The sequence below is a fragment of the Niallia sp. NCCP-28 genome (assembly GCF_023168165.1).
In the GTDB taxonomy this organism is placed as follows: Bacteria; Bacillota; Bacilli; order Bacillales; family Cytobacillaceae; genus Niallia.
In genome coordinates this window covers 857,607-878,985 of sequence record NZ_BQYJ01000002.1, presented here as the reverse complement: position 1 = coordinate 878,985, position 21,379 = coordinate 857,607, and the positions used below count along the sequence as shown (strand labels likewise).

23 protein-coding genes and 2 pseudogenes are annotated in these 21,379 nt (G+C 35.1%); 3 read left to right on the top strand and 22 right to left on the bottom strand.

The genetic code is table 11. From position 1 onward, the window contains the following. Positions 1 to 63: 63 nt before the first annotated feature. From mraZ to NCCP28_RS08745, 4 genes are all read right to left on the bottom strand, one after another. Positions 64 to 495 (bottom strand): division/cell wall cluster transcriptional repressor MraZ, encoded by a 432-nt coding sequence (mraZ, locus tag NCCP28_RS08760; RefSeq protein ID WP_248561004.1) that lies wholly within the window; start codon positions 493 to 495, stop codon positions 64 to 66. 263 nt (positions 496 to 758) lie between these two features. Continuing rightward, entirely contained in the window at positions 759 to 2,393 is a 1,635-nt protein-coding gene (gene bshC / locus NCCP28_RS08755) for a bacillithiol biosynthesis cysteine-adding enzyme BshC (protein WP_248561003.1), read from the bottom strand. 315 nt (positions 2,394 to 2,708) lie between these two features. Then, complete coding sequence (locus tag NCCP28_RS08750; protein ID WP_248561002.1) at positions 2,709 to 3,098, bottom strand: DUF3397 domain-containing protein; 390 nt, start codon at positions 3,096 to 3,098, stop codon at positions 2,709 to 2,711. 15 nt (positions 3,099 to 3,113) lie between these two features. Further along, entirely contained in the window at positions 3,114 to 4,007 is an 894-nt protein-coding gene (locus NCCP28_RS08745; protein WP_248561001.1) for a ketopantoate reductase family protein, read from the bottom strand. Between the two features lie 218 nt (positions 4,008 to 4,225). Here NCCP28_RS08745 and NCCP28_RS08740 point away from each other — a divergent pair, with 218 nt between their 5' ends. Then, positions 4,226 to 4,648 (top strand): GNAT family N-acetyltransferase, encoded by a 423-nt coding sequence (locus NCCP28_RS08740; protein WP_248561000.1) that lies wholly within the window; start codon positions 4,226 to 4,228, stop codon positions 4,646 to 4,648. A 158-nt stretch (positions 4,649 to 4,806) separates the two neighbouring features. Here NCCP28_RS08740 and NCCP28_RS08735 read toward each other — a convergent pair whose 3' ends face one another. From NCCP28_RS08735 to NCCP28_RS08720, 4 genes and pseudogenes are all read right to left on the bottom strand, one after another. Then, complete coding sequence (locus NCCP28_RS08735) at positions 4,807 to 5,382, bottom strand: RsfA family transcriptional regulator (RefSeq protein ID WP_248560999.1); 576 nt, start codon at positions 5,380 to 5,382, stop codon at positions 4,807 to 4,809. 178 nt (positions 5,383 to 5,560) lie between these two features. After that, positions 5,561 to 6,024: pseudogene (locus tag NCCP28_RS08730) on the bottom strand (2-thiouracil desulfurase family protein). 122 nt (positions 6,025 to 6,146) lie between these two features. Continuing rightward, positions 6,147 to 6,320: a 50S ribosomal protein L32 gene (rpmF, locus tag NCCP28_RS08725; RefSeq protein WP_016200993.1), complete on the bottom strand. Its 174-nt coding sequence runs from the start codon at positions 6,318 to 6,320 to the stop codon at positions 6,147 to 6,149. 99 nt (positions 6,321 to 6,419) lie between these two features. Continuing rightward, positions 6,420 to 6,929, bottom strand: a complete 510-nt coding sequence (locus tag NCCP28_RS08720; RefSeq protein WP_248560998.1) for a YceD family protein — start codon at positions 6,927 to 6,929, stop codon at positions 6,420 to 6,422. A gap of 358 nt (positions 6,930 to 7,287) precedes the next feature. On the opposite strand from NCCP28_RS08720, the gene NCCP28_RS08715 reads away from it, so the two are divergent. Then, positions 7,288 to 8,499 carry a nucleotidyltransferase gene (locus NCCP28_RS08715; protein WP_248560997.1) on the top strand — a complete coding sequence of 404 codons (1,212 nt, stop codon included), beginning with the start codon at positions 7,288 to 7,290 and terminating at the stop codon, positions 8,497 to 8,499. Positions 8,500 to 8,961: 462 nt separating this feature from the next. Here NCCP28_RS08715 and NCCP28_RS08710 read toward each other — a convergent pair whose 3' ends face one another. Then, positions 8,962 to 9,753 (bottom strand): patatin-like phospholipase family protein, encoded by a 792-nt coding sequence (locus NCCP28_RS08710; protein ID WP_248560996.1) that lies wholly within the window; start codon positions 9,751 to 9,753, stop codon positions 8,962 to 8,964. Positions 9,754 to 10,084: 331 nt separating this feature from the next. Between NCCP28_RS08710 and ylbJ the strand changes: the two genes are divergently transcribed. After that, complete coding sequence (gene ylbJ / locus NCCP28_RS08705) at positions 10,085 to 11,305, top strand: sporulation integral membrane protein YlbJ (RefSeq protein ID WP_248560995.1); 1,221 nt, start codon at positions 10,085 to 10,087, stop codon at positions 11,303 to 11,305. A 41-nt stretch (positions 11,306 to 11,346) separates the two neighbouring features. Here the strand turns inward: ylbJ and coaD are convergent, their stop codons facing one another. The 13 genes and pseudogenes from coaD to NCCP28_RS08640 form a co-directional block, all read right to left on the bottom strand. After that, positions 11,347 to 11,841: a pantetheine-phosphate adenylyltransferase gene (gene coaD / locus NCCP28_RS08700; RefSeq protein ID WP_248560994.1), complete on the bottom strand. Its 495-nt coding sequence runs from the start codon at positions 11,839 to 11,841 to the stop codon at positions 11,347 to 11,349. Positions 11,842 to 11,844: 3 nt separating this feature from the next. Next, entirely contained in the window at positions 11,845 to 12,411 is a 567-nt protein-coding gene (rsmD, locus tag NCCP28_RS08695) for a 16S rRNA (guanine(966)-N(2))-methyltransferase RsmD (RefSeq protein ID WP_248560993.1), read from the bottom strand. A gap of 488 nt (positions 12,412 to 12,899) precedes the next feature. Continuing rightward, positions 12,900 to 13,175 (bottom strand): YlbG family protein, encoded by a 276-nt coding sequence (locus NCCP28_RS08690; protein ID WP_248560992.1) that lies wholly within the window; start codon positions 13,173 to 13,175, stop codon positions 12,900 to 12,902. A 250-nt stretch (positions 13,176 to 13,425) separates the two neighbouring features. Further along, complete coding sequence (locus tag NCCP28_RS08685; protein ID WP_248560991.1) at positions 13,426 to 13,875, bottom strand: YlbF/YmcA family competence regulator; 450 nt, start codon at positions 13,873 to 13,875, stop codon at positions 13,426 to 13,428. Positions 13,876 to 13,949: 74 nt separating this feature from the next. Then, positions 13,950 to 14,375 (bottom strand): hypothetical protein, encoded by a 426-nt coding sequence (locus NCCP28_RS08680; protein WP_248560990.1) that lies wholly within the window; start codon positions 14,373 to 14,375, stop codon positions 13,950 to 13,952. A 115-nt stretch (positions 14,376 to 14,490) separates the two neighbouring features. Then, positions 14,491 to 14,730: a YlbE-like family protein gene (locus NCCP28_RS08675; RefSeq protein ID WP_248560989.1), complete on the bottom strand. Its 240-nt coding sequence runs from the start codon at positions 14,728 to 14,730 to the stop codon at positions 14,491 to 14,493. A gap of 14 nt (positions 14,731 to 14,744) precedes the next feature. Next, positions 14,745 to 15,170, bottom strand: a complete 426-nt coding sequence (locus tag NCCP28_RS08670; RefSeq protein WP_248560988.1) for a YlbD family protein — start codon at positions 15,168 to 15,170, stop codon at positions 14,745 to 14,747. A 284-nt stretch (positions 15,171 to 15,454) separates the two neighbouring features. Beyond that, complete coding sequence (locus NCCP28_RS08665) at positions 15,455 to 16,576, bottom strand: CAP domain-containing protein (RefSeq protein ID WP_248560987.1); 1,122 nt, start codon at positions 16,574 to 16,576, stop codon at positions 15,455 to 15,457. Between the two features lie 108 nt (positions 16,577 to 16,684). Beyond that, positions 16,685 to 17,152 (bottom strand): DUF420 domain-containing protein, encoded by a 468-nt coding sequence (locus NCCP28_RS08660; RefSeq protein ID WP_248560986.1) that lies wholly within the window; start codon positions 17,150 to 17,152, stop codon positions 16,685 to 16,687. Positions 17,153 to 17,185: 33 nt separating this feature from the next. Next, the gene (gene cyoE / locus NCCP28_RS08655; RefSeq protein WP_248560985.1) at positions 17,186 to 18,091 is read right to left on the bottom strand and encodes a heme o synthase; all 906 of its coding nucleotides are present in this window, start codon (positions 18,089 to 18,091) and stop codon (positions 17,186 to 17,188) included. Between the two features lie 717 nt (positions 18,092 to 18,808). Continuing rightward, positions 18,809 to 20,026, bottom strand: a complete 1,218-nt coding sequence (locus NCCP28_RS08650; RefSeq protein ID WP_248560984.1) for an FtsW/RodA/SpoVE family cell cycle protein — start codon at positions 20,024 to 20,026, stop codon at positions 18,809 to 18,811. A gap of 173 nt (positions 20,027 to 20,199) precedes the next feature. After that, complete coding sequence (locus NCCP28_RS08645) at positions 20,200 to 20,481, bottom strand: Fpa/YlaN family protein (protein WP_248560983.1); 282 nt, start codon at positions 20,479 to 20,481, stop codon at positions 20,200 to 20,202. A gap of 81 nt (positions 20,482 to 20,562) precedes the next feature. Next, positions 20,563 to 21,326 (bottom strand): annotated as a pseudogene (locus NCCP28_RS08640) (RNA-guided endonuclease TnpB family protein); the annotation flags it as partial. Between the last annotated feature and the right edge of the window lie 53 nt (positions 21,327 to 21,379).

Sequence of the window (21,379 nt, the reverse complement as noted above, 5' to 3'; positions counted from 1 at the left end):
ATTGTGTTTATAATGCGCTAGGTTGATGGAATAGGAAAGCTTTTAATTTCAGCATCTAACAGCTTAAAAATCAAATCCAATCATATTTTCTGCAATTTCTGCAAAAGAATCCTCAGACTCAGAAAAATAATCTTCCCAAAGACTTTTATTCCATATTTCTATTCGATTGGATACTCCTAAAACCACACATTCTTTTTCTAATTTTGCGTATTGAATCAAAGGTGAGGCAATCTGGATGCGTCCTTGTTTATCCAGCTCGCATTCTGCTGCTCCAGAGAAGAAAAATCGGGTAAAAGCGCGGGCATCTTTTTTTGTTAGTGGAAGTGCTTTTAGTTTTTCTTCTATAACTTTCCATTCGCTTAGAGGATAACCAAATAAACATTGATCAAGTCCACGGGTTAAAATAAAGATGTCTCCTAAAAGACTTCTAAACTTTGCAGGCACAATTAAACGACCTTTTGCATCAGCATTATGATGATATTCGCCCATAAACATCTCTTAAATAACCTCATTTCCCTTCCTCAATGTACCACAATCCCCCACTCTCTACCACTAATAATATAAATTCTATCTATTTATATAATTTCCTGCAAGCAAAAGCATATTTTAGCATACGCCTCCATCGTGATAAAAATAGAACACAATCAAAAATACTACCACATTATTAAAAAAGAAGAAATATTCTCCCGAAAAGTGCTACTATTCAAACATAGGAAAAACCCTATAACCATAATGATTATAGGGAACATTTATGCTTTTTACAGCTTAATCAATTTATGTTTTCCATCAAACTCCATCGGTAACTCCATAATATTGTCCAGAAAATCAAGACCATATTTATTTAGAAAATAGGTGATATTCCAGATTCTTTCTTGCAGAGAGCCTTCTGGCTTTAAGTTTCTTTCAATACGATTAAATTTATTGACGATCACTTCATGTTTTATTTTGACTGAACTTTCTACTTTCCCCTCAAAAAATTCAAGCTGGCTGATTAAAAAGCTTTCATTTTTTGCTAAAAGCGGTAGCAGTCCCTTTTCCTCTTTGCTGATTTCTTCTTCAAGCTTACGATAATTTTGTTGAATATATTCTTTGATATCTTTTACTAAACATTCCACTTTTTCATTCGAAACAGACTGGAGAAATTCGCTGCATTTTTCACTTGTGCCATGAGTCAACACATCTAGTAGATCTAAATTCAATTCTTTTATATCTGCTTCTACTCCCCGCTCTAAAAACGTAAGGTTTAAGCGAGGCACTATTGGAGGCATTTTAATGCCAAGGTGCTCAAATGCTTTTTTCAATTCAGCCCAATAAGCAATTTCTCCAGGACCACCAATAAACGCTAATGTAGGAAATAATAAATCTTGCGTCATTGGTCTTGTCACTACATTATTGCTTAATTTATTTGGAAACTCACTTGCAATTTCTTTTAATTGAGAAACAGTAAATTGAATGCTGCTGTTTTTTCCGATAAAAAGCTGCTCTTTTGCATCATATTGCAAAAGCACTCTCTCTTGTATGGTTTCATCATAATAAAATAAATTGACTGGGTTTTCGCTCATTTCGATAACAAGAGAATATCCACTATTTTCTACGATATGCTGCTGTTCTTTTACACTAGCTGCTATTCCTTGAAATAGGTTAATTTGCTGAAGAAAAATTTCCTTTTCTAATAGGCGAATATTTTTATCTCCCGAGTCTACTAATAATAAGCCATATTCTTGAAATAAGCTCATGGTTAAATAGCTGAATAAATCTACAACTGTATCACTTTTATCCACCGCTTCTTTTAATAATTGCAATAATGGTTTAGAATATTCGGTTTCTCCAAAACTCTCCACCACTTCTTCTATCCAGCTTTTACAGATTTTTTTGTCCAGCAGAATATCTGAAGCCATTTTCTTTTCCAGCACTTTTTCTGGATAAACTGTTTTTTTCATCTTTTCTTTTCCAGGCGTGTAAATATGATTAATTTCTAAATAATCATGATCTTCCCCAGCCACCCAAAATACTGGAACAACTGGAATGCCCAGCTCTTTTTCCTTTTGCTCTGCAAGCAAGATAATGCTGATTACTTTGTGGATAGAATACAATGGCCCTGTTAACATACCCGCCTGCTGTCCGCCAATCACTACTGCGCTATCCTTTTTGCGCAGCTTGCTGATTGATTCTTGAACAGACTTCGATTGGGAGAATTTTTCCATATATTTCTCTATGTAATCGGCTACTTCATTACGCATAAATTGCCTTGACTGTAATTCTTTCACTCGTTCTTTATAACTAGCATCATCAGAGAACGAATAATGAAAAAAATCCATTATTCCTTTCGTTTGCGATAAATAATTTGTCACAAATGAATTGCCTGACTGCAACGAGAGATTCAACATCTCCATTTATGTACTCCCTTTCTTCTATGCAAAATTTTTCAGTTGTTCCTATAATTAAAATAGTTTTTTATAAAGTGAAACTTCTATCATAATAAGTTTTCCTGCCAATGCTAGAATGCTCGGCTAGGCTAATGATGATGAAAAGCAAAACCTAAAAATTCTTGAAAACAAATTTATCCTCATTTATATCATTATGAGTATAGCATTGTCTAAAATAAAAAGAAAAAAACTTTGCTTACCTTTTTTAAAAAAATCAGCAAGCACTCAATCTAATAAAACATCGTTATCCCTGCTCAAAAAAAAACACATTATGTAAAAAAACTAAATAGATTTTATTATATAATAAATGATTCCATACGTGCTGAAAATAAAATAAATGCCAAAAAAAATAAGAAAGTTTACTCTCCAAAATGCTCGAAGTACTTTTTTATAATTGATTTCTTGCTTTTGTATTCCCCAATGATAAAAGACTAGAACTAATCCTATTACAACAACCAGTAGTAGAATATAACCTAAAAAGGATATTTCCCAAATAGTCTGCATAATAAAATGTACAGAACCAATAAAAAAAATCGTACTAGCATCTAACGCAAGATGAAAGGAAAATCGGTGTTTTTTCGTTAATAGTTTGCAAATACTAAATACAAGCACATAACAAAAATACGGAAACAAAACAAAAAAACTGATAATAGACGCTATAAAAGAAATCAAATTTCGTTCTCCTTTCTAATTAGACTCTTTTCCTTTCACCATATTATAATATGACTCTGTTAGCTTTGCAGAAATGCTTCGTTTATTTGCTGTGAGCAGCAAATACCCTAATATGCTGTCCACTTCTGTTTTTCTTTTCTCTTCTATGTCCTTTAACATGGAAGATTTATTATTGGCGGTTTTTTTTATTACATCCACACAATAAAAAAAGTAATCTTTTTTTTCTATTTCGCTTAAGTTTAAAATGGTGGCTATTTCCTCCATAAAGGCTGTTATTAATCCATAAAAATAAGTATTTTCAAGAAGCGCTCCATTCTTAATGCCCAATATACTCGTTAACGGATTCACCAAGCTATTAACAACTAATTTTTTTTGCATAACAGCAAAATAGTCTTTTTCTTCTTGAATAGCAAAAAAAGAGTTTTTGTTGCCTACAAGAATTTTCAAAAAGGAATTAAATGAATGAAGAGCAGCTAATTTTATTGATCCCACTCCCAAATGCTCCACTGTATAATCATTTACTTTTACCGCGCCATGTTCGACAATCCCTACCATTATTTGCTTCGTCTTTAATTTTTTTATCTCCTGCAAATGGCTCATTCCATTTTGCATAAATATAAACCCATTATTTTCTGTAGCATAATCATTTATTTTCTTATAAATTGCTTCAAGATGATATTGTTTTACTGTTACAAATGTTATCTCTTCTTTCGCCTGCCAATTTTGAAAAAGATCAATATTTATGTGTCTCCATTCTTTTTTGTCCCCCCTTTTATAACAAAGTCCTTTATTGGATAATTCCTGCAGCTGTTTTATGCTGCGAACATAAATTGTCACCTCATAATCTTCTTCTAAAAAATAAGCCGTGAGCAAACCAACCGCGCCACCGCCAATAATTGCTATTTCCATGCTGACTCCTTTTCTATCATCATTCTCCATTTTTTTAATAATTCTATATTACCATTAATTTTCGAAATTGTTTATCTTGTTTGCTTAGTTGCCTCTTTCTGCAATAATTTTATGTGCTTTTTCCCATGCTTTGCAGAAGCAAAAATATCCAAATTATAGTATACTGTATATGTAAGCGTTATCTATTTTTTTAAACCATTACTACCAAGGAGGCTATCATGAATACTTTCATCAAAAAATTAACGATTAATTATAAGACCTTAGAAGAATTTCAGCTATTTAATAAAAAGGCTTCAGACCCATTAGCCATTACAGAAGAATTGCAGCATGATTTAATTGAAAATAGTCTTTCTTCCTCCTTCTTCGGATTATACGAAGAGGAAAAACTCGTCGGAAGAATGCAGCTGAATCATTCTGTCGAACAACTTTCTGCTGAAAATGATTATTTAGAATTATGCAAAGTGGAAATACTGCCAGAATATCAAAAATTAGGGCTTGGCAAAAAATTCATTTCTTTTGTTAAACAATTTAATAAACCTATAAAAACATACCCATTAAACGAAACGAATTCTTTTTGGGAAAAACTTCAATTTAAACCAATAAAGGAGAAAACGAATACATCCTATGTTTGGATTCCATAAAAAGAGGAAAAAAGGGGGAGATTAAAAATCTTCATACATTTTATGACAGAGGATAAAAAAAGCACCTATTCATCTCTGATTCTATTAATCATGCGAAGGAATTTTTCACTTTTTAGTCTTCCAACTACGAATTAAATTCCTCCGCATCTATATTGCAATTAGACCTTCTGCTGCTTATCCTCTTCTTTTAATGCAACCATATTCCTGGCTTTTTCCATTAATTCCACTAGCGCTTTGTAAGCCTCTTCAATCGAATTTAATTCACGCTGCAGCTTTTCATTTTCAGCTGTCAGCTTTGTTACTTTTTCTTCTAACACTTGTTGTTTTTCCTGATAAGCATCAGTATCTGCTGCTGCAGTTTCCCATTTTAAGGCACTACTATGCATTTCTTTTAAATATAAAATAACCTCATCAAAGTCTTTTAATGGGAGTATTTCTTTTTGTTCTTGTGATTCTTCTTGTGATGATTGTTTTTGTTCTTCTTCATCTAGCAGCACAGTTACTTTTTTATGCAATTTCCTTTGTTTTTTTGCTAGTTCAATTCCTGATTTGTATTGCTTTCTAACATATGAATTCCAGCGGAATCCGCAGGCAGCACTTGTTCTTGAAAGCAGTTTCCCTACCTCTTCAAATGCTTGAAGCTGTGTTCCTCCCTCTCTTATAAGGCGTAATACTACCTCAGCTAGTAGTATATCTTCATCTTTTGACCAAGCATCTTGTCTTGTTGTTGTCATTTGTCTTTTCCTCCCTAGTGTTTTTTATTCATACATATGCATCTACTAGAAAAGATAGACTGATATCATGCCTGATTAGCTAAAAAAATTTATATTATACTTTTTCTTTCCATCTTGCATGTAGATGGAAAAAGGCATTTTTTTCATTTAGGCTAAAAAAACTTCTATTTATTTCCCTTTAGAAGGTTTGTACTAGTTCAGATAACTCTTCTTCTGAAAGCACCTGTATTCCTTTTTTTCGCAGTAACGCTGTCGTTACTCCCACTCCTTCTATCCTTTTATGAAAAAATTCGCCACTATATATCATTTTGCTGCCACAGGATGGACTATTTTCTTTTAATACTACAATAGATGCTTGGTGCTCAGAGACTAGCTCCCATGTTTTATATGCCCCTTCTACATAGAGGTCTGTCACTTCTTTTCCGTTTTTTTCAATTACTTTTGCCTTTCCTTTTAGCACATCATATCCATTTCCTCCGATAATTTCTGCTGGTTCCCTTGGCGTATGAAAACCGCCAAGCAGCTCTGGACAAACAGCTACTGCTTTTTTTCTTGAATCAGCTCTTGAATTTTATTATGCAGACAATGGGTTCCATTATATCTTACTTCCATCCCAGCTAAACAGGAGCTTACAATAATCATGTTATTTCCTCCTTTCTTTGAAATAATAGGTATTATCTTCACTATATATCATTTTAATAGTGGAACAACAAAAAAAAACACAAGAACAATAAGTTCTTGTGTTTTTTCCAACAAAAAGATAATTAGTTGCTTACAACTTCTTTACCTTTGTATGTTCCGCAAGCGCTGCAAACGCGGTGAGCAAGTTTCATTTCACCACAGTTAGGGCATTCTACCATACCAGGCACTTGTAATTTAAAATGTGTACGACGTTTTCTTTTCGCAGTTTTAGATGTTCTTCTAAAAGGTACAGCCATTCTTCCCACCTCCTTAAAGAGTATTAAGAAAGTAATGAGAGCAGATTACTCTATTCTCAAATGTTTCTTTTGTTCTGCCAACGAATAATCGGGCATTATTTACTTGTTTTCAAAAAACTTAGCAAGCTCAGCAAGACGAGGATCAATTTTATCCTGTTTATCTTGCTCTTGAATCACTTCCCAATCATGACCAGATTGAGGAGCACCTTCTTCTTTGCTATCTTCACAGAAAACTTGCATAGGCACTTCAAGCAAAAGGATTTCTTCTATGATTGGCATTAAGTCAATCACATCACCATTTACTTGATGAACTTCCTCTACATCTGTTTCATATTCGGAAACCTTTAAGAGAAAAGTTTCTGTTGTTTCAACATTAATTGGATAATCCACGTCTACTAAAGTACGAGAGCAAGGTAATATTAAGGACCCTTTAATTTGCAAATGAAAAGTCACTTTTGTCGAATCAATATCTGTGCGACCTAGTACATGAATCGGCGAAACCCTTCTAATCGATGGGTCGACTTTTTTAATACTATCTACATTTATCGTTTCATCAATTGGATATCCCTTACTTCGATATTTTTGTAACTGGCTTAACGTCCATTTCATATATATCACCTCAAGGCAACAAAGGTAATTATAGCTTTCATATAATTATTTGTCAATATTTTTTCTTTACAGTCTAAATGTTAGTTTTTTAGAGCTTTAAATACATTCTTATTTATTGTACCCATAATAAGAAGAATTGCAAGTCTTCCGTTTTTTGGCTAATATTTATGGGAAATGGAGCTCTATTATTAAATTTTCACAATACTGTCATCTCCTAAAAATCAGTATACTAAACTAGCTTATAGTTGCAACTTCCTGTATTCTATTTTTAGCAAATTTGCATGTATTTAACCATTCCTTAACAATGCCTGAAACTAATCATCGCCTAAAAAACACGATTTAAGAAAGGAGAATGCACATGAAAGCTGTTGGTTTAATCGTCGAATACAATCCACTGCACAATGGACATTTATATCATATACAAAAAGCAAAAGAATTAACAAATGCAGATATTGTTATTGCTGTAATGAGCGGCCCTTTTCTCCAAAGAGGCGAACCTGCTGTTGTTTCCAAATGGCACCGGGCAGATATGGCCTTGCAGCATGGAATAGATCTTGTTATTGAACTCCCTTATGTCTTTGCCACACAACATGCTGAAATATTCGCTTATGGTGCCATTCGCCTCCTAGATAGCCTCAGATGCGACTTTATATGTTTTGGAAGTGAGTCAGGGGATATCCAATCCTTTTACAATGCTTATTCTCTCCTTGAAGAGAATAAAACAAGTTATGAACAGTCACTAAAGGCTTTTATGACTGAAGGGAATAGTTATCCGAAAGCTGCCTCTCTTGCATTTTTGCAGCTGAAAGAAAAGAAAATGGCCATGCCAGATTTAAGCAAACCAAATAATATGTTAGGGTTTCAATATGTAAAAGCAGTTCGTTCACTTAAACTAGCTATCCAATTGGTCACCATAACCCGCAAAGATGCCAATTATCATGATACAGACTTTTCTTCTGAAACCATTGCAAGCGCTACTAGCATTCGCAAACAGCTATTGGATGCCAAAAGTAGCAGAGAAACAATTGCACCTTATATCCCTGCACATACAAGCGCTATTCTGAAAGCATTCCAAATGGAATACGGCGTTTATATGCAGTGGGAAAATTATTGGCCCTATTTAAAATTCCGATTGCTGCAGACAAAAGCAGATGAATTGTCTGGCATATACGAAGTAGAAGAAGGATTGGAGCATCGATTGCTTGCTAGTATTAAAAAAGCAGAGTCCTTCCATCATTTTTTAACGCTAGTGAAAACAAAACGATATACTTGGACAAGATTACAGCGCATTTGCACTCATATCTTAACTAATACCCAAAAAACAGATATAAAAAAAATGTCAGAACCCACTTATATTCGTTTATTAGGAAGTACAGCCAGCGGGAGGCTTTATTTAAAGGAAAAGAAAAAGGCTTTTCTTCTTCCTGTTGTAAGCAAACTGTCTAGTTTTCACAATAAACAAATCGCATTGGACAGTAAAGCAGCTGCGATCTATTCACTAGGGGCCCCGCTTTCGTTTCAGCAGAAATTAACAAAATTGGAATATAGCCAGCCGCCTATTATGAAATAAAAGAACAAGATTTCTTAAATTATAGATAAAGTGAAACTTCAATCAGTGGAGGTTTCTTCCTCCCCACTGATTGTTAGTTAAACCAATTAGGCTTTTATACGGGCAAGTTTCTATCCATCTAGATTCCTCTTCTTCTCTTATAATCCCTTAGACGGTGGACAAAAGCCGGTTAAGATATGACAAAGAATTAATTTTTCCCTATCTAGAAACTTTATTTATACAAACTTTTTTTTTGCTATAGATTATTGCTTTTGAAGATGCAAGCTTAATATACTGCGAATGGGCGCCAAGACACCTCGTCGCATACAGTTCCTGTAGAAATCCTTCCTGTTTTTTCAGGCTTCTACGTCTTTCTTCTCCCATTTCCCCTGTTAAAAACAACAAATTTTAAGAAGACAGCCTATAAAAAAGAAAGCAGGAGAATTTCACATTATCTCTGCTTTCTTTTTTATAACTATAGCTTTAAACACCATTTTCCAGTTCCCAATCTTTTATCATTTTTTTTATATTTCCCATTTGTCTCCTTGTTTCTTCTTCACCCAGTTCAATAATTTTCTCTAGATTAGTAAATGCTTTGCTGTTAAACATTTCAACAGGAGGACGAATCATAAAATCACTTGCTATTTCTCTGCTATTCACTAGTTCCATTTGGATAATATCAAGACTTCTCATAATCACATCATAAATCGAGTTAATTTCCGCTGTTATATTTACATTCGCAACATCGACCGCAATAATTAGATCAGCTCCCATTTCTCTGACAACTGAAACTGGCACACGATCTATCACACCGCCATCTACGAGAAGGCGGCCATCTATTTTTTCAGGAATAAAAATCCCTGGGATGGAAATGCTTGCTCGAACCGCTTCTGCAATGGGACCTTTTGAAAACACAACTTTTTCCCCTGATAATAAATCTGTCGCAACAACGGATACAGGAATATCTAATTCTTCTATATTTTTCCCAAATGTAAATAAACGAATCATTTCCTTTACTTTATTACCAGCAATAAATCCCATTTTCGGCACAGTAAAATCTAAAAAATATTTTCGTTTAAAAAATTTAGATAAATCATATAATCGCTCTATATCTAATCCGGCTCCGTAAAGTGTTGCAACAATAGATCCGATGCTGCTTCCAGCAATAAAATCTATTGGTATATTCTCTTCTGTTAAAACTTTTATTACACCAATATGAGCGAATCCTCTTGCCCCGCCTGATCCCAACGCTAACCCTATTTTTGGAGGCCCCATTCCTTTTTCCCCCTCTCCAATTTTATTGAAAAATATATTCATTCATATACTGGGATGCACTTTCTATTTTGAACCTTTAAAAAGGTTTCATAATCGAAAATGTTTCTCCTCTCCTTCTCTTAAAAACACCTTTGCTTATCAATCTTATGGTCTTTTTTTTTTAGATATGAGTATATTGAAGGATAAGGAGATAAATAGGACGAGGTTCACAAGACAATCGAAAAAATAGCAGGTATATTTGCTTCTACTTTTTATTATGCACTATACGTTTATTTTGTTCTTTTTGGCACTGCTTATAAAATCATTTCAATAACAAAGGAGGGTGCCTTATTTGTACCGTTCAAAAATAAAAACTATTTTATTGGCCTTATCTGCATCTCTTTTGGCATTTGCTTTAATAGCCTTTCCTGCCGTTGCAGTAGACGCATCAAAAAAAGGACTTAATACTTGGTGGACCATCGTATTTCCATCCTTGCTGCCTTTTTTGATTCTTTCAGAAATAATGATTGGATTTGGTGTTGTCCGTTTCCTAGGTGTCTTATTAGAGCCTTTGATGCGACCCCTTTTTCGGGTTCCAGGAGTTGGCGGGTTTGTCTGGGCAATGGGAATGGTATCCGGATTTCCAACAGGGGCAAAATTAACAGCGAGACTACGCGAAGAAAAGCAATTAACAAAAATAGAAGCAGAAAGGCTTGCTTCCTTTTCCAATGCTTCCAATCCCATGTTTATTATCGGCGCTGTATCTGCTGCTTTTTTTCATAATCCGAAACTGGGGTTTTTGCTGGCATTCGCCCATTATTTGGCTAATTTTACGGTGGGCATCTGTATGAGGTTTTATGGCAGCAAAGATGAAAAGAAAAAAACAGAAAAAATTAGGAGACCTTCTTTGCGCAAAGCATTAACGGAACTGCATCGTACCCGCCTAAAGGATAAGCGGCCTATCGGAAAGCTGCTTGGCGATGCCGTCAGTTCTTCCATCCAGTCTCTCCTTATGGTCGGTGGATTTATTATTCTTTTTTCCGTCATCAATCGTCTATTATTTCACCTACATATCACATCTTTTTTTGCACAATTTCTCCAGTCTTTTTTTCAGCTGTTTCATTTTCCAGCCGATTTAAGCATTCCTTTTATTGCAGGAATTTTTGAAATCACACTGGGCAGCAAGCTAACAAGCGATGCAGAATCTGCCACGCTGATGCATAAGGCAATTATTACAAGCTTTATCCTAGGGTTTAGCGGCTTAAGCGTACAAGCACAAGTAGCGAGTATCCTTGCACAAACAGATATCCGCTTTAAACCATTTTTCTTTGCAAGAATTTTACAAGCTTTATTTGCATGCCTTTATACATTTCTTTCATGGGACTTTTTCGCCAAGCATTTTTTCACTTCAGAAAAACCAGCTATGGCAGTTCCTGATCTATTAGGAGACTCTTCTTCATTCATACAAACAGCTTTTGAAAAATTATCGACGTTCGGCCCCGTATTTACCATTGGTTGTTTGCTTTTTTATTGTTTTATATTGCTGGGGCGCATGAAAAACAGAACAATATAAGAACAACCCCCGTTCCTCTTGAACGGGGGTTTTATGTATAATCAAACTTTTTTTAGTGCTTGGTACTTTTTTGTGAGAGCTTCTTCTACCACTTTAGGAACTAATTCCGATATGTCGCCATTATATTTGCTTACTTCTTTTACAATACTTGAACTTAAAAAAGAATATTGATTATTGGTCATGATAAAAAAGGTCTCTATTTCCTCGCTTAATACACGGTTCATTGAGGTAATCTGCATTTCATATTCAAAATCAGATACTGCCCTCAATCCGCGTATAATCGCATTTGCCTGAATGCTTTTGGCGTAGTCAATTAATAATCCTTCATAGGAATTCACCGTTACATTAGGAATGTCTTTTGTTACTTCTTTAATTAATGCAAGCCTCTCTTCCACTGTAAAAAAAGGTTTTTTGCTTGAATTATTTAAAACACAAATAGAAACTTGCCCAAATACTTTTGCTCCTCTTTTAATAATATCAAGATGACCATATGTAATAGGGTCAAAACTTCCAGGACATACTGCAATACTAGCCATACCTTATTCCTCCACCCAAGATGTAAAATGATAAATAGAAATCGCAATAATCCCATACTTTTCATATTTTATCTGTTCTAGACGGCCAACGTTTTTTGGCAGAACGACATCAGAGCTATGCTCACAAACAATAACCCCGTCTGCTTTGAGCAAGTGTTCCTCTTCAATGGTAGAAAGGAGCTGCTCTAATTGTTGCAGCTTATACGGCGGATCCAAAAAAATGAAATCGAAGCTGCGTTCTCTTTTTACAAGTGCCTTTATTGCTCTGTTGGCATCATTTCTGTATATTTCTGCTTTATCTTCTAATTTGCAGGCAGCAAGATTGGATTTTATTGTAGCAATAGCTTTCCCTTCTCTATCAACAAATACTGCCTGCGCCAAGCCTCTGCTTAATCCTTCAATTCCAAGGCCACCGCTTCCTGCAAATAAATCTAAGGCGATGCCTCCTCTGAAATAGGGGCCAATCATATTAAATATTGCTTCTTTTACTTTATCCGTTGTAGGTCTAGTAGAATTTCCCGGGACTGCTTTTAACGGAATTCCTTTATTTTCTCCAGAAACTACTCTCATTGTAATCACCACTATACTTTTAATAAATAAACTATTTATCCTTATTAAAAAACTTAATTTTCATATTGTGCAGCAATAAAAACCGCCAATAAATCTTTGACTTCTACTTTATCCTTTCCTATCCTACCATAAACAAAGTATGCAGCCAACATTCTTTCGCTTTTGAAAATAATTCGGCTATAAAATAAACATTTTTCATCTAGCTTACTTTTTAAAAGAGTGTATTTTTGCTGAGTATTCTCTAAAATTTTTTTCTAATGTATAAGAACCTGTTCATTGGCAATACTGTAAACAACAGCATCTAATAAGAGGATGTTGTTGCCAACCGCGGAGAAGACTTACGTTTCCCCATAAGTTCTTCCTCCGGTTTCTCCTCTCCCTTTACCTTCTTTCCTTTTTAAAGGATATAGAAGGAACCTGTAAGCAGTATCGCTTGCGGGTTTTTTTATTTTTATGCATAAAAAAAGCAAAAGATTGTCTCCTTCGCTTTATATGCCCATTTTATAATCGTATTCTTTCGCTTTATCGGGTTTAGAATTTTCAAACTCCACTTTCAAATATGGTTTATAAGATGGCTCTACTTTTTTCACATAAGAGTAGGTGTTGATTTTTGCCATCACTTGTTCTACATCCTCTTGATTTGTGTAAATAACCACATATTTTAATCTTTTTGATATATAGTGAACATTTCCAAATCTTCGTAATGTTTTGGCTTGTTTTAACGAGTATAGCCAAACAATAATCCCTTGTCTTTGCCCTAGCATGTTATATCTCCTTCATCCATTTCTGTATTTTTCATTTATTCTGCCATACCATCAATAGCAAACCAGAATAGATTTCTATTATAATTTATGTATATTTATCCATTGAATGTCTTTTCTTATTAGCTGCTGTACATCGATCATAGTAGTTTTTTACACAAAAAACAAGCAAACAAACAGCTTATCAAACCTTAACTGAAATATAAAAAATGGCGGCGATAGCCTTATATATATGCTTTCGCCACCCTTTATTTTAGGCAGAACAACTGCAACTGCCGCCGCTACCGCATCCTCCAGAACTACAGCCAGAAATTTCATCAAAAAATGGATTTCCTGTAGGAACCTTTACATATTCCGATACAGACCGGCCAATCATAACACTTATCTCATCAAGGAGTTTTTGCAGATTATTTTCTGCCACTTTAAATGCAGCTACATGATGATCAAGATCCATTTCCCTCTTCAGCACTCGAATATCCATCATTACCTTTTTATATTCAGGATGATATTTACCGAAACGCTGCACTTCTTCATAAAGATCCTTCATTTCATTAAAACGAAGAATTTTTTGCTGCGTTTTTTGGTTTGTATTTAAATTGGATAAACAAATACGATATTGTTCGGCGACATCTGAATCTACGATCATTTCAGCAATTGCCTCTGCTTCTTCTTGAATAATAATTATTTCAGTTGTAGCAAGCACGTATCCGCTCACCTCCAACTATATTTTACTTGAAATAGCTGGGAAAGAAAAGGCTTGAGTTTTTTTAATCTTCATTATTGAATGGTCACTGTAAATTCTTTGCTTAAATGGTAAGGTTTATTGTTAGCATTTACCGCCTCTACCACCAGCTTATGTTCTCCTGCACTCAAATCCCTCACTACAAATGCAGCAGAGTGATGCTCACTTACTAATTGACCATCTACTTTCAACAATAGTTTCGCTTGTTTTTTGGGATTGTTTTTCCGAAACGATAAAGAATTTAATCTGCACTCAATAAATACAGAGCTCCCTCTGACAACATGATGCACCGTTATTTCTTGCTCATTAAGAGCAACCGCTGATGCTTGTACTGCATGGGAGAAAGAGTATCTATCTATCGCTGACTCCTTTTGGGGCTTTACGTCCTTATCTGGAATATCATGACTGCAGGCAGTAAAAAGAAACAAGACAGGGATACTGTTTAATAGTAGTTTTTTCAATAAGAACACTCCTGAAAATTTCATTTTTTGTTAGTATTCTCTGCAGTGCTCCTTTTTACTCTTTCCTAAGCCATTTCTATTTTGCAAAAACATAAACATTTCAATATGTTAGCAATCAAGATTGTTCATTCATCGCTTGAAACATGCTGACCATCATGGAAGCCATTTGTACACCATTTGAAAATTTTGCAACATGATCAGGAATTGTTTTTTTATAATAATGTAAGGAAGCAACTTCAAACGCTTCTAGCTCGTTAGGGTTGCGGCTTAATTCTCGATACCACTGTGGCTGTTCACGAATAAACTTCTGCAATTCTGGACTTTGAGAAATATATTCTTTAATCGTCGGTCGCATTCGTTAACACATCCTTAATCTTGGCGGAATGAAAAAGGTCCTGAAGGCTTTTTCTCTCCACTCGTTTTATTGGAGCTTTTAGCTGTTGTTCCGCCAGCTGAAAATTGAGAAATAACACCTTGAATCGTCCCTAGTGCTTGATTTAGGTTGGCGATATATCCTTGAAGCTGATTTTGGTCCATACTTTTAATCGAGTCCATCACCGTAGACATCCATACTGACTTACTGGAATTAGTATTATCTGTTGTTTTTTCCTTTGCTTGTATTGGTTCACTTCGATAGTTGTCCCAACGAGTATCTTCCTCTCCTAATAAATACCATTCCTCAAACAGCTCTTGCCAACTTGATTTTCCTCTTCGTACTTCCTGTATAATTTTTGGATTGGCTTTCACAAATGTTTTAAATTGTTCTACAGAAGGATGAAGTTTTTTATTTGCCATGCCATTTCACCTCTATCATGTACCTCTGCCTATATTAACATATGAATATCTCCTATAAAGGTGTATGTCTTTATAAAGTGCAACTTCAATTATCAGGGAGTTCCTGCGTCCTTTCCTGATTGCTAGTCACACAGACATTTTTATGTGGACATTATAAGTCTGTATGCTTTATATTGATTAAATGTTTTTTACCCGCAAACTTCTACTTTTATGTGGAATAGATCCAATACAAAAAGCTGGTCAAGGAGCAATCCTCTAAAAAGAACATTGCTCCTTGACCAGCTTTACCATTTCTCTATAAAATTTTGCGTGTAATATTTTTGATACACTCCAACGCCTAAATGAGTAAATTCTTTATTTAAAAGACATTCTCTATGCCCTTTGCTGTTTAGCCAGCCTTCCATCACTGCAGCTGCATCTAAATAACCTGCTGCAATGTTTTCACCTGCTGCTTTATATACTATGTCTCCCTTTTTTAAGCGTTGAGTTAGATCCCCATATTTTTTGGAAGCATGGGAAAATGATTTCGTCTCAAACATATCTATACTGTGCCCAAGAGCTACCTTGGCCGTTTCCCTATCCCAGCTGACGGAATCTAAATGGAATCTTTTTCTAATAATATTTGTAATATCTAAAATTTGCTTTTCATTTCCTTTTTCCACTGCTTCACTGTCGCTTTTTTTGTTTGAAGCAGCTTCTACTAATTCCCCACGATACACCAGTTCAAACGGCCGCAGCTGCAACAATGTTTTGGCATCCATATAACGGATGCTTGATAAAGTTCCTGTAAATTTATCAAAATATAATTGTGCATAAAAATCGCCGATACGTATTAATGGCCGATTATTCACTTCATCTTCAGACAGTTCAAATCGATAAGAAGAATTATCATAACGGAAACTAATATTGGTTTCAATTGGGGTACTTGCAAATATAGCGCCTACTTCTTGTCCAATTTTATACGGAGCAATATTTACTGCATCTCCTATTGCAAAAACAGTAACCACTTTATTTTGATAAACCCCCGCCTGAAAATATTCCTTTTCCTCGTTATTGTATATCCACCAATTATAATCATAAGAACTTGCATCTATTCTAGTTGGTTTTCCATATTTTTTTTCTAATATAGAGCTGCTTTTGCCAATTAATGTTGCTAGTCCTTCTTTGGGGACTGGAAGACTTTCCCCTGTACCAGCCGAATCTTTTTTTATATCATCATTTTCTGTCGCTTGATTGCTGCCGTCTTCCACCAGCACATCTGGATTACTTCCTTTATCTGTTATATTCAAATAAAATCCAATCGCAATTAGTATAGAAATAATAGCCAATATCCTAATTACCGTTTTCAGAGGGCACACATCCTCTCTAGCATCATTTCTATCATTATATGCCCATTTGCTACCCATCTATCAAGCAATTTGACACTCTTTTTTCCATTCCATTTGTTTATTTGAAACACTTTGAATTCAGGCGTAAAAAACAAATATTTTACGCCTGCCAGCTTTGCCGTCCCTTTAAAATCCTAATATTGCTTTTATAACAGATGTTGTTTCGCCACCATGATAAAAAACATATAATAATAAATATACCATAACTCCAGTTATCGCTGTACAAAACCAGACAATGCTAGTAACAGGTCCTAATTTGCGGTGAAACGCATAATTTTTTTTATAGCCTGTTACAAGCATTGTTATTCCCATTACTGCTCCCACTGTTGCAAGCGTAATATGGAAAATCAGAAAAATTGTATAGTAGATTTTAATATTATCTGGACCGCCAAATGATGTATTGCCTATAAAAATGGTTCTAGAAGCATAAATAATAAAAAAGATGACAGCAAATATTGCAGCAAAAAACATGGCTTTTTGATGTGCTGCTATCTTTCTTTTTAAAATCAGATTCCACCCTATCGCTACAAAAATGGCGCTAAGCACAATAAATGTCGTGCTGATTGTCGGCAGAATCGGCAATGAAAATTCCATATGCGCATTACCTCTTTCCTAAAAATCTTCATTTTATATTAATGTTACAAGCACCATTGCCACAAATAAAATCGTCATATATTGAAGAGAATAAACAAACATGGCAGTTGCCCACTTCAGCTCGTCCTTTTTTCTGCTTGCATATATTCCAGTTGCAACCCAGCCAATATTTAAAAGAGTTGCTAAAATTAAAAATGGCGTGCCTAATGAAGTTAATAAAAACGGCAAAGGAAATAGCGCGATTACCCATGCATAAGTATGTTTTTTTGTTACCTCAAAACCTTTAACGACAGGAAGCATCGGAATGCCTGCTGCTCTGTATTCCTCCACTCTTCTAATCGCCAATGCATAAAAATGAGGAGGCTGCCAAAAAAACATGATTAAAAATAAACTCCATGCCATTATATCCAAACTTGGATCTACTGCAGCCCAGCCAATTAGCGGCGGCACTGCTCCAGAAAAGCTGCCGATTACAGTATTAGACACTAGCCTTCTTTTTGACCACATAGTATACACAACCACATAACTAAAAGCGCCAACTAATGCAATGACAGTTGCTGTAATAGTCGTCATCAAAAGAGCTAATGTTCCAAGTCCAATAAAACCAAAACCTAAAAATGCAACTTTTTTCGGCGTTACTTTCCCTGTAACAGTCGGTCTTCCCTTTGTCCGTTCCATTAATGGATCAATATCACGATCAATATAATTATTTAATGCACAAGAACCGGCAATAATTAAAGCAGCTCCAGCTAAAGTATACAAGATAGTATCGATATTTAGTAAAAATCTCTCTCCAGAAAAATGCAGAGCCAGCCATAATCCTGTAAAAATGGTAATTAAATTAGAATTGACAATCCCAATCTTTATCAAAGCCAAAAAATCTTTCCATGCAGATGTTTTTTCTACTGGAGCTTCTGTATAAGCTCTAGAATTAGCCATATATTTTTCCTCCCTTTATATAAAACAGGCAGTTATCCAATTTTTATAGTATTTATTTATATGATTGTGCCAGTTTTCACAATTAGCAACATCATCATATTAAAAATGAGCCCTTCTGTAATTAAACCATATTTTCCGCTAATTTTCTGCATCTTTTTACAAAAAATTATTCTAATATCTCTTTAATTATTATTAACTTATTATCCCACCATAACAGACAGCAAGACTTCTGCTGTCTCCGGTTTCCATTTAGTTTCTTTCTAAACTCTATTATATCGGTTTTTAAACTAGTAGCCAAATATATTCATCCTTTTGGATAATTGTTACAACCAGTTGAGCAGCTTTATGTCTTGTTCACAAAAAACAAAAAAAGAGGAGGTTGGGACACAATTAATTAGATAATCTGTAAAGACGAATAGTCTCTACCTTTAGCTTTAGCTTTAAAATAAAGGCTAGTTTTGCAATTTTGGTTACTTGTGTTTTTACATATAGTCAAGTGTAAAAACTAATTCGTTCCATTGCGCTACAGACACTCCCTTTCCGCGGCTCAGCTCGAGCCCCACGGAAAGCGAAGTGTATTCAGGCTGCGGGTAATAACAACAAACTTTACTGAAACCACCCTTTTAAAAGCTTAAAAACGAACAATTATATGTAATTACATATAATTGTTCGTTTTTATTTTCAACTGGAATACTTATGTCCCAGCCTCCTCTTCTTTTAGCCTCGTCTATTTTGCAGAAAGCTGTTTTTAGGCTGCGGGAATATGTCTGCCTCTACTTGCTCTTCTTTATTTTTATACACTTTTTCAAATTTAACAAACATTGAAACATTAACAAGTATCCCCATGCTGATCGCCAACTGGACCAATGATGATCCTCCATAGCTGACAAATGGCAATGGCACACCCGTTAGCGGAATCACTCCAGATACACCGCCAATATTAATAAATGACTGGATGCCAATCATGCCTGAAATTCCAATCGCAAGAAGGCTGCCAAAAGGATCTTTGCAACGCAGTCCAATATAAATCCCTCTAAGTACAATATAACTTAAACATAAAATAACAAAGCTGACTCCAGCTACCCCAAGCTCTTCTGCAATAACTGCCATAATAAAATCTGTATGGCCATCTGTTAAATATCCTAGTTTTTGTACGCCTTGCCCTAAACCTAGCCCTTTTAACCCTCCGCTTCCAATCGCAATAAGAGAATTGCTCATTTGATATCCTGAACCAGATTCATCTGCAAATGGAGAATGGAAAAACACTAAAAATCTATCCATCTTTTTCTGCGTAAAAATCTTCCCTCCCAATAGTAAAAGCACCGGAATAGCTGCCGCAAGTCCTATGACAGCAAGCCTTAGAAGATTTCGCAAATTCATTCCCGAACATAAAATAATGGTTCCGCCAATTAAAAAAATAATCGCAGCTGTCCCAAAATCGGGTTGGACTGCAACAAGCCCACAAACTAAAATTAAATAGACAATGGGAGGAGCTGCTCCTTTATTAAATTGATTAATATAAGATTGTTTTTTTGCATATGCTGCCGCCAAATAAACAATTACAGCCAATTTAACAAATTCTGAAGGCTGCAAGCTTGAACTTCCAAAGTGATACCAACTTTGCGCATTACCAGCAGTATGCCCAAGTACAAAAATGCCCAAAAGCCCCAATAATGACAAACCAACCATTGGCACTAATATTTTTTTGCTTAATAGTGCTTTATATGGGAAAATAGCTGTCACGATAAAAACGAAACCTGCAACAAACAAATTAATTATTTGTTTTTTATAATAATATTCACTGCTGCCAAAGTTATAATATTGGACAGCACTTACCATACTGGCACTATAAATCATAATTAACCCAAAAAGCGACAACATCACCATTGCTGCAATTAAAGAGTAATCATAAGATTTTAATATTTTTTTTAACATCAAACCGCTTCCCTTACTATTTCTAGGTTGTATTATACATTCGCTAAAATTTGTTTGTTTCCTGCAAAAAGTGAAGAACAACTTATTGCCCTCTTAAAATATGTATGCTTGCGTTTCTTTTTTCCAGATTAAAAAAAACTCAAACAACCTATTTCTTGTTTGAGTTTGCTTTTTTATTTTCTTGTAGATGCTTCGTGCAATGCAGAAAGTTCTTTTTCCAATTCATCTAAAATCTTTTTGCCGACAGTTTCATCTACCAAACCAAGACGAGTAGCAAAATCTATTTCTTTGGATAAGCCAAACATTTGCGTATCCAGAACTTCTTCATATAAAGGACATTGCGGCATTGTTAAATTATCCATCTGTACTTTAATTAGCTTTAATATTTTGTCTGCATCTGCTTTTAATAATGCATTTGCTTTTTCTTTATGATTAATAATCATATCAGAAGTCAACCTTATCCCCCCGTTTCCGAGCGATTATCCTATTTATAAAGTTTAAACCTATCATCAGAAAAATGCAAGAACAATCCTATTGGCTTTGTACTCTATCATCGTTCGGAATGTTGTCCAAGATGCTTCGCTAATTGCTTTGGCTAGTTTGTAGTTTTTCAGCATATTCGATACTTGCAAATCTTCTATGCCAATGACATCGTGGTTTTTGATGAGGTTGGTAGAGATTTTTTGCAAGTAGTCTATTCTTGCATTCGTGATTTTTTCATGAAGACGGGCTACTTTTCGTTTTTGTTTCTGATAATTTTTTCGCTTCTTCTAATGGACATTTTTGTTTTAAAGCCACTTGTTGCTGTCTGGAAGGAATCCGTTTTGCACCCGCCAATTTCTTTTCCCCTGTACGAAACCACTTAGGATTTCTAAAGACTTCCCCAGTGGAAAGGACGGCAAAATCTTTTAATCCAAAATTCAGCCTAACAGAGGAGCCAGTTTTAAGTAATTCTTACCCTTCTGTTTCTACTAAAATAGACACAATGCTGCTTGGCTTACGTCTAACCGTAGCTCTTATGATACGCCCTTCTACTTCCTGACTTTCGGCAAAGCAAACAAGGCCAAGTTTAGGCAATTTCCTTTTCTTTTAACCATTCTAAACGTTGCTTTAATGCCGGCAATTGAGAGGAACGAGCCTTATACGTTAATCCTTTGCCTGTTTCTGCGTAAGCATCCTTCCATTTTTCTAAAAAATGGTTAAACACAAAAGGGGAACAGCCAATGGTTTTAGTAATCAGTATTTCCTGTTTCCCTCCTTTTCTCTTCTTCCTTTTTTCTTCTTCCTTTCCTCCACGCAACAGTCGGACAATCGAGATGAAAAAAACACTCCATCCCTTGATTCCTCTCCACC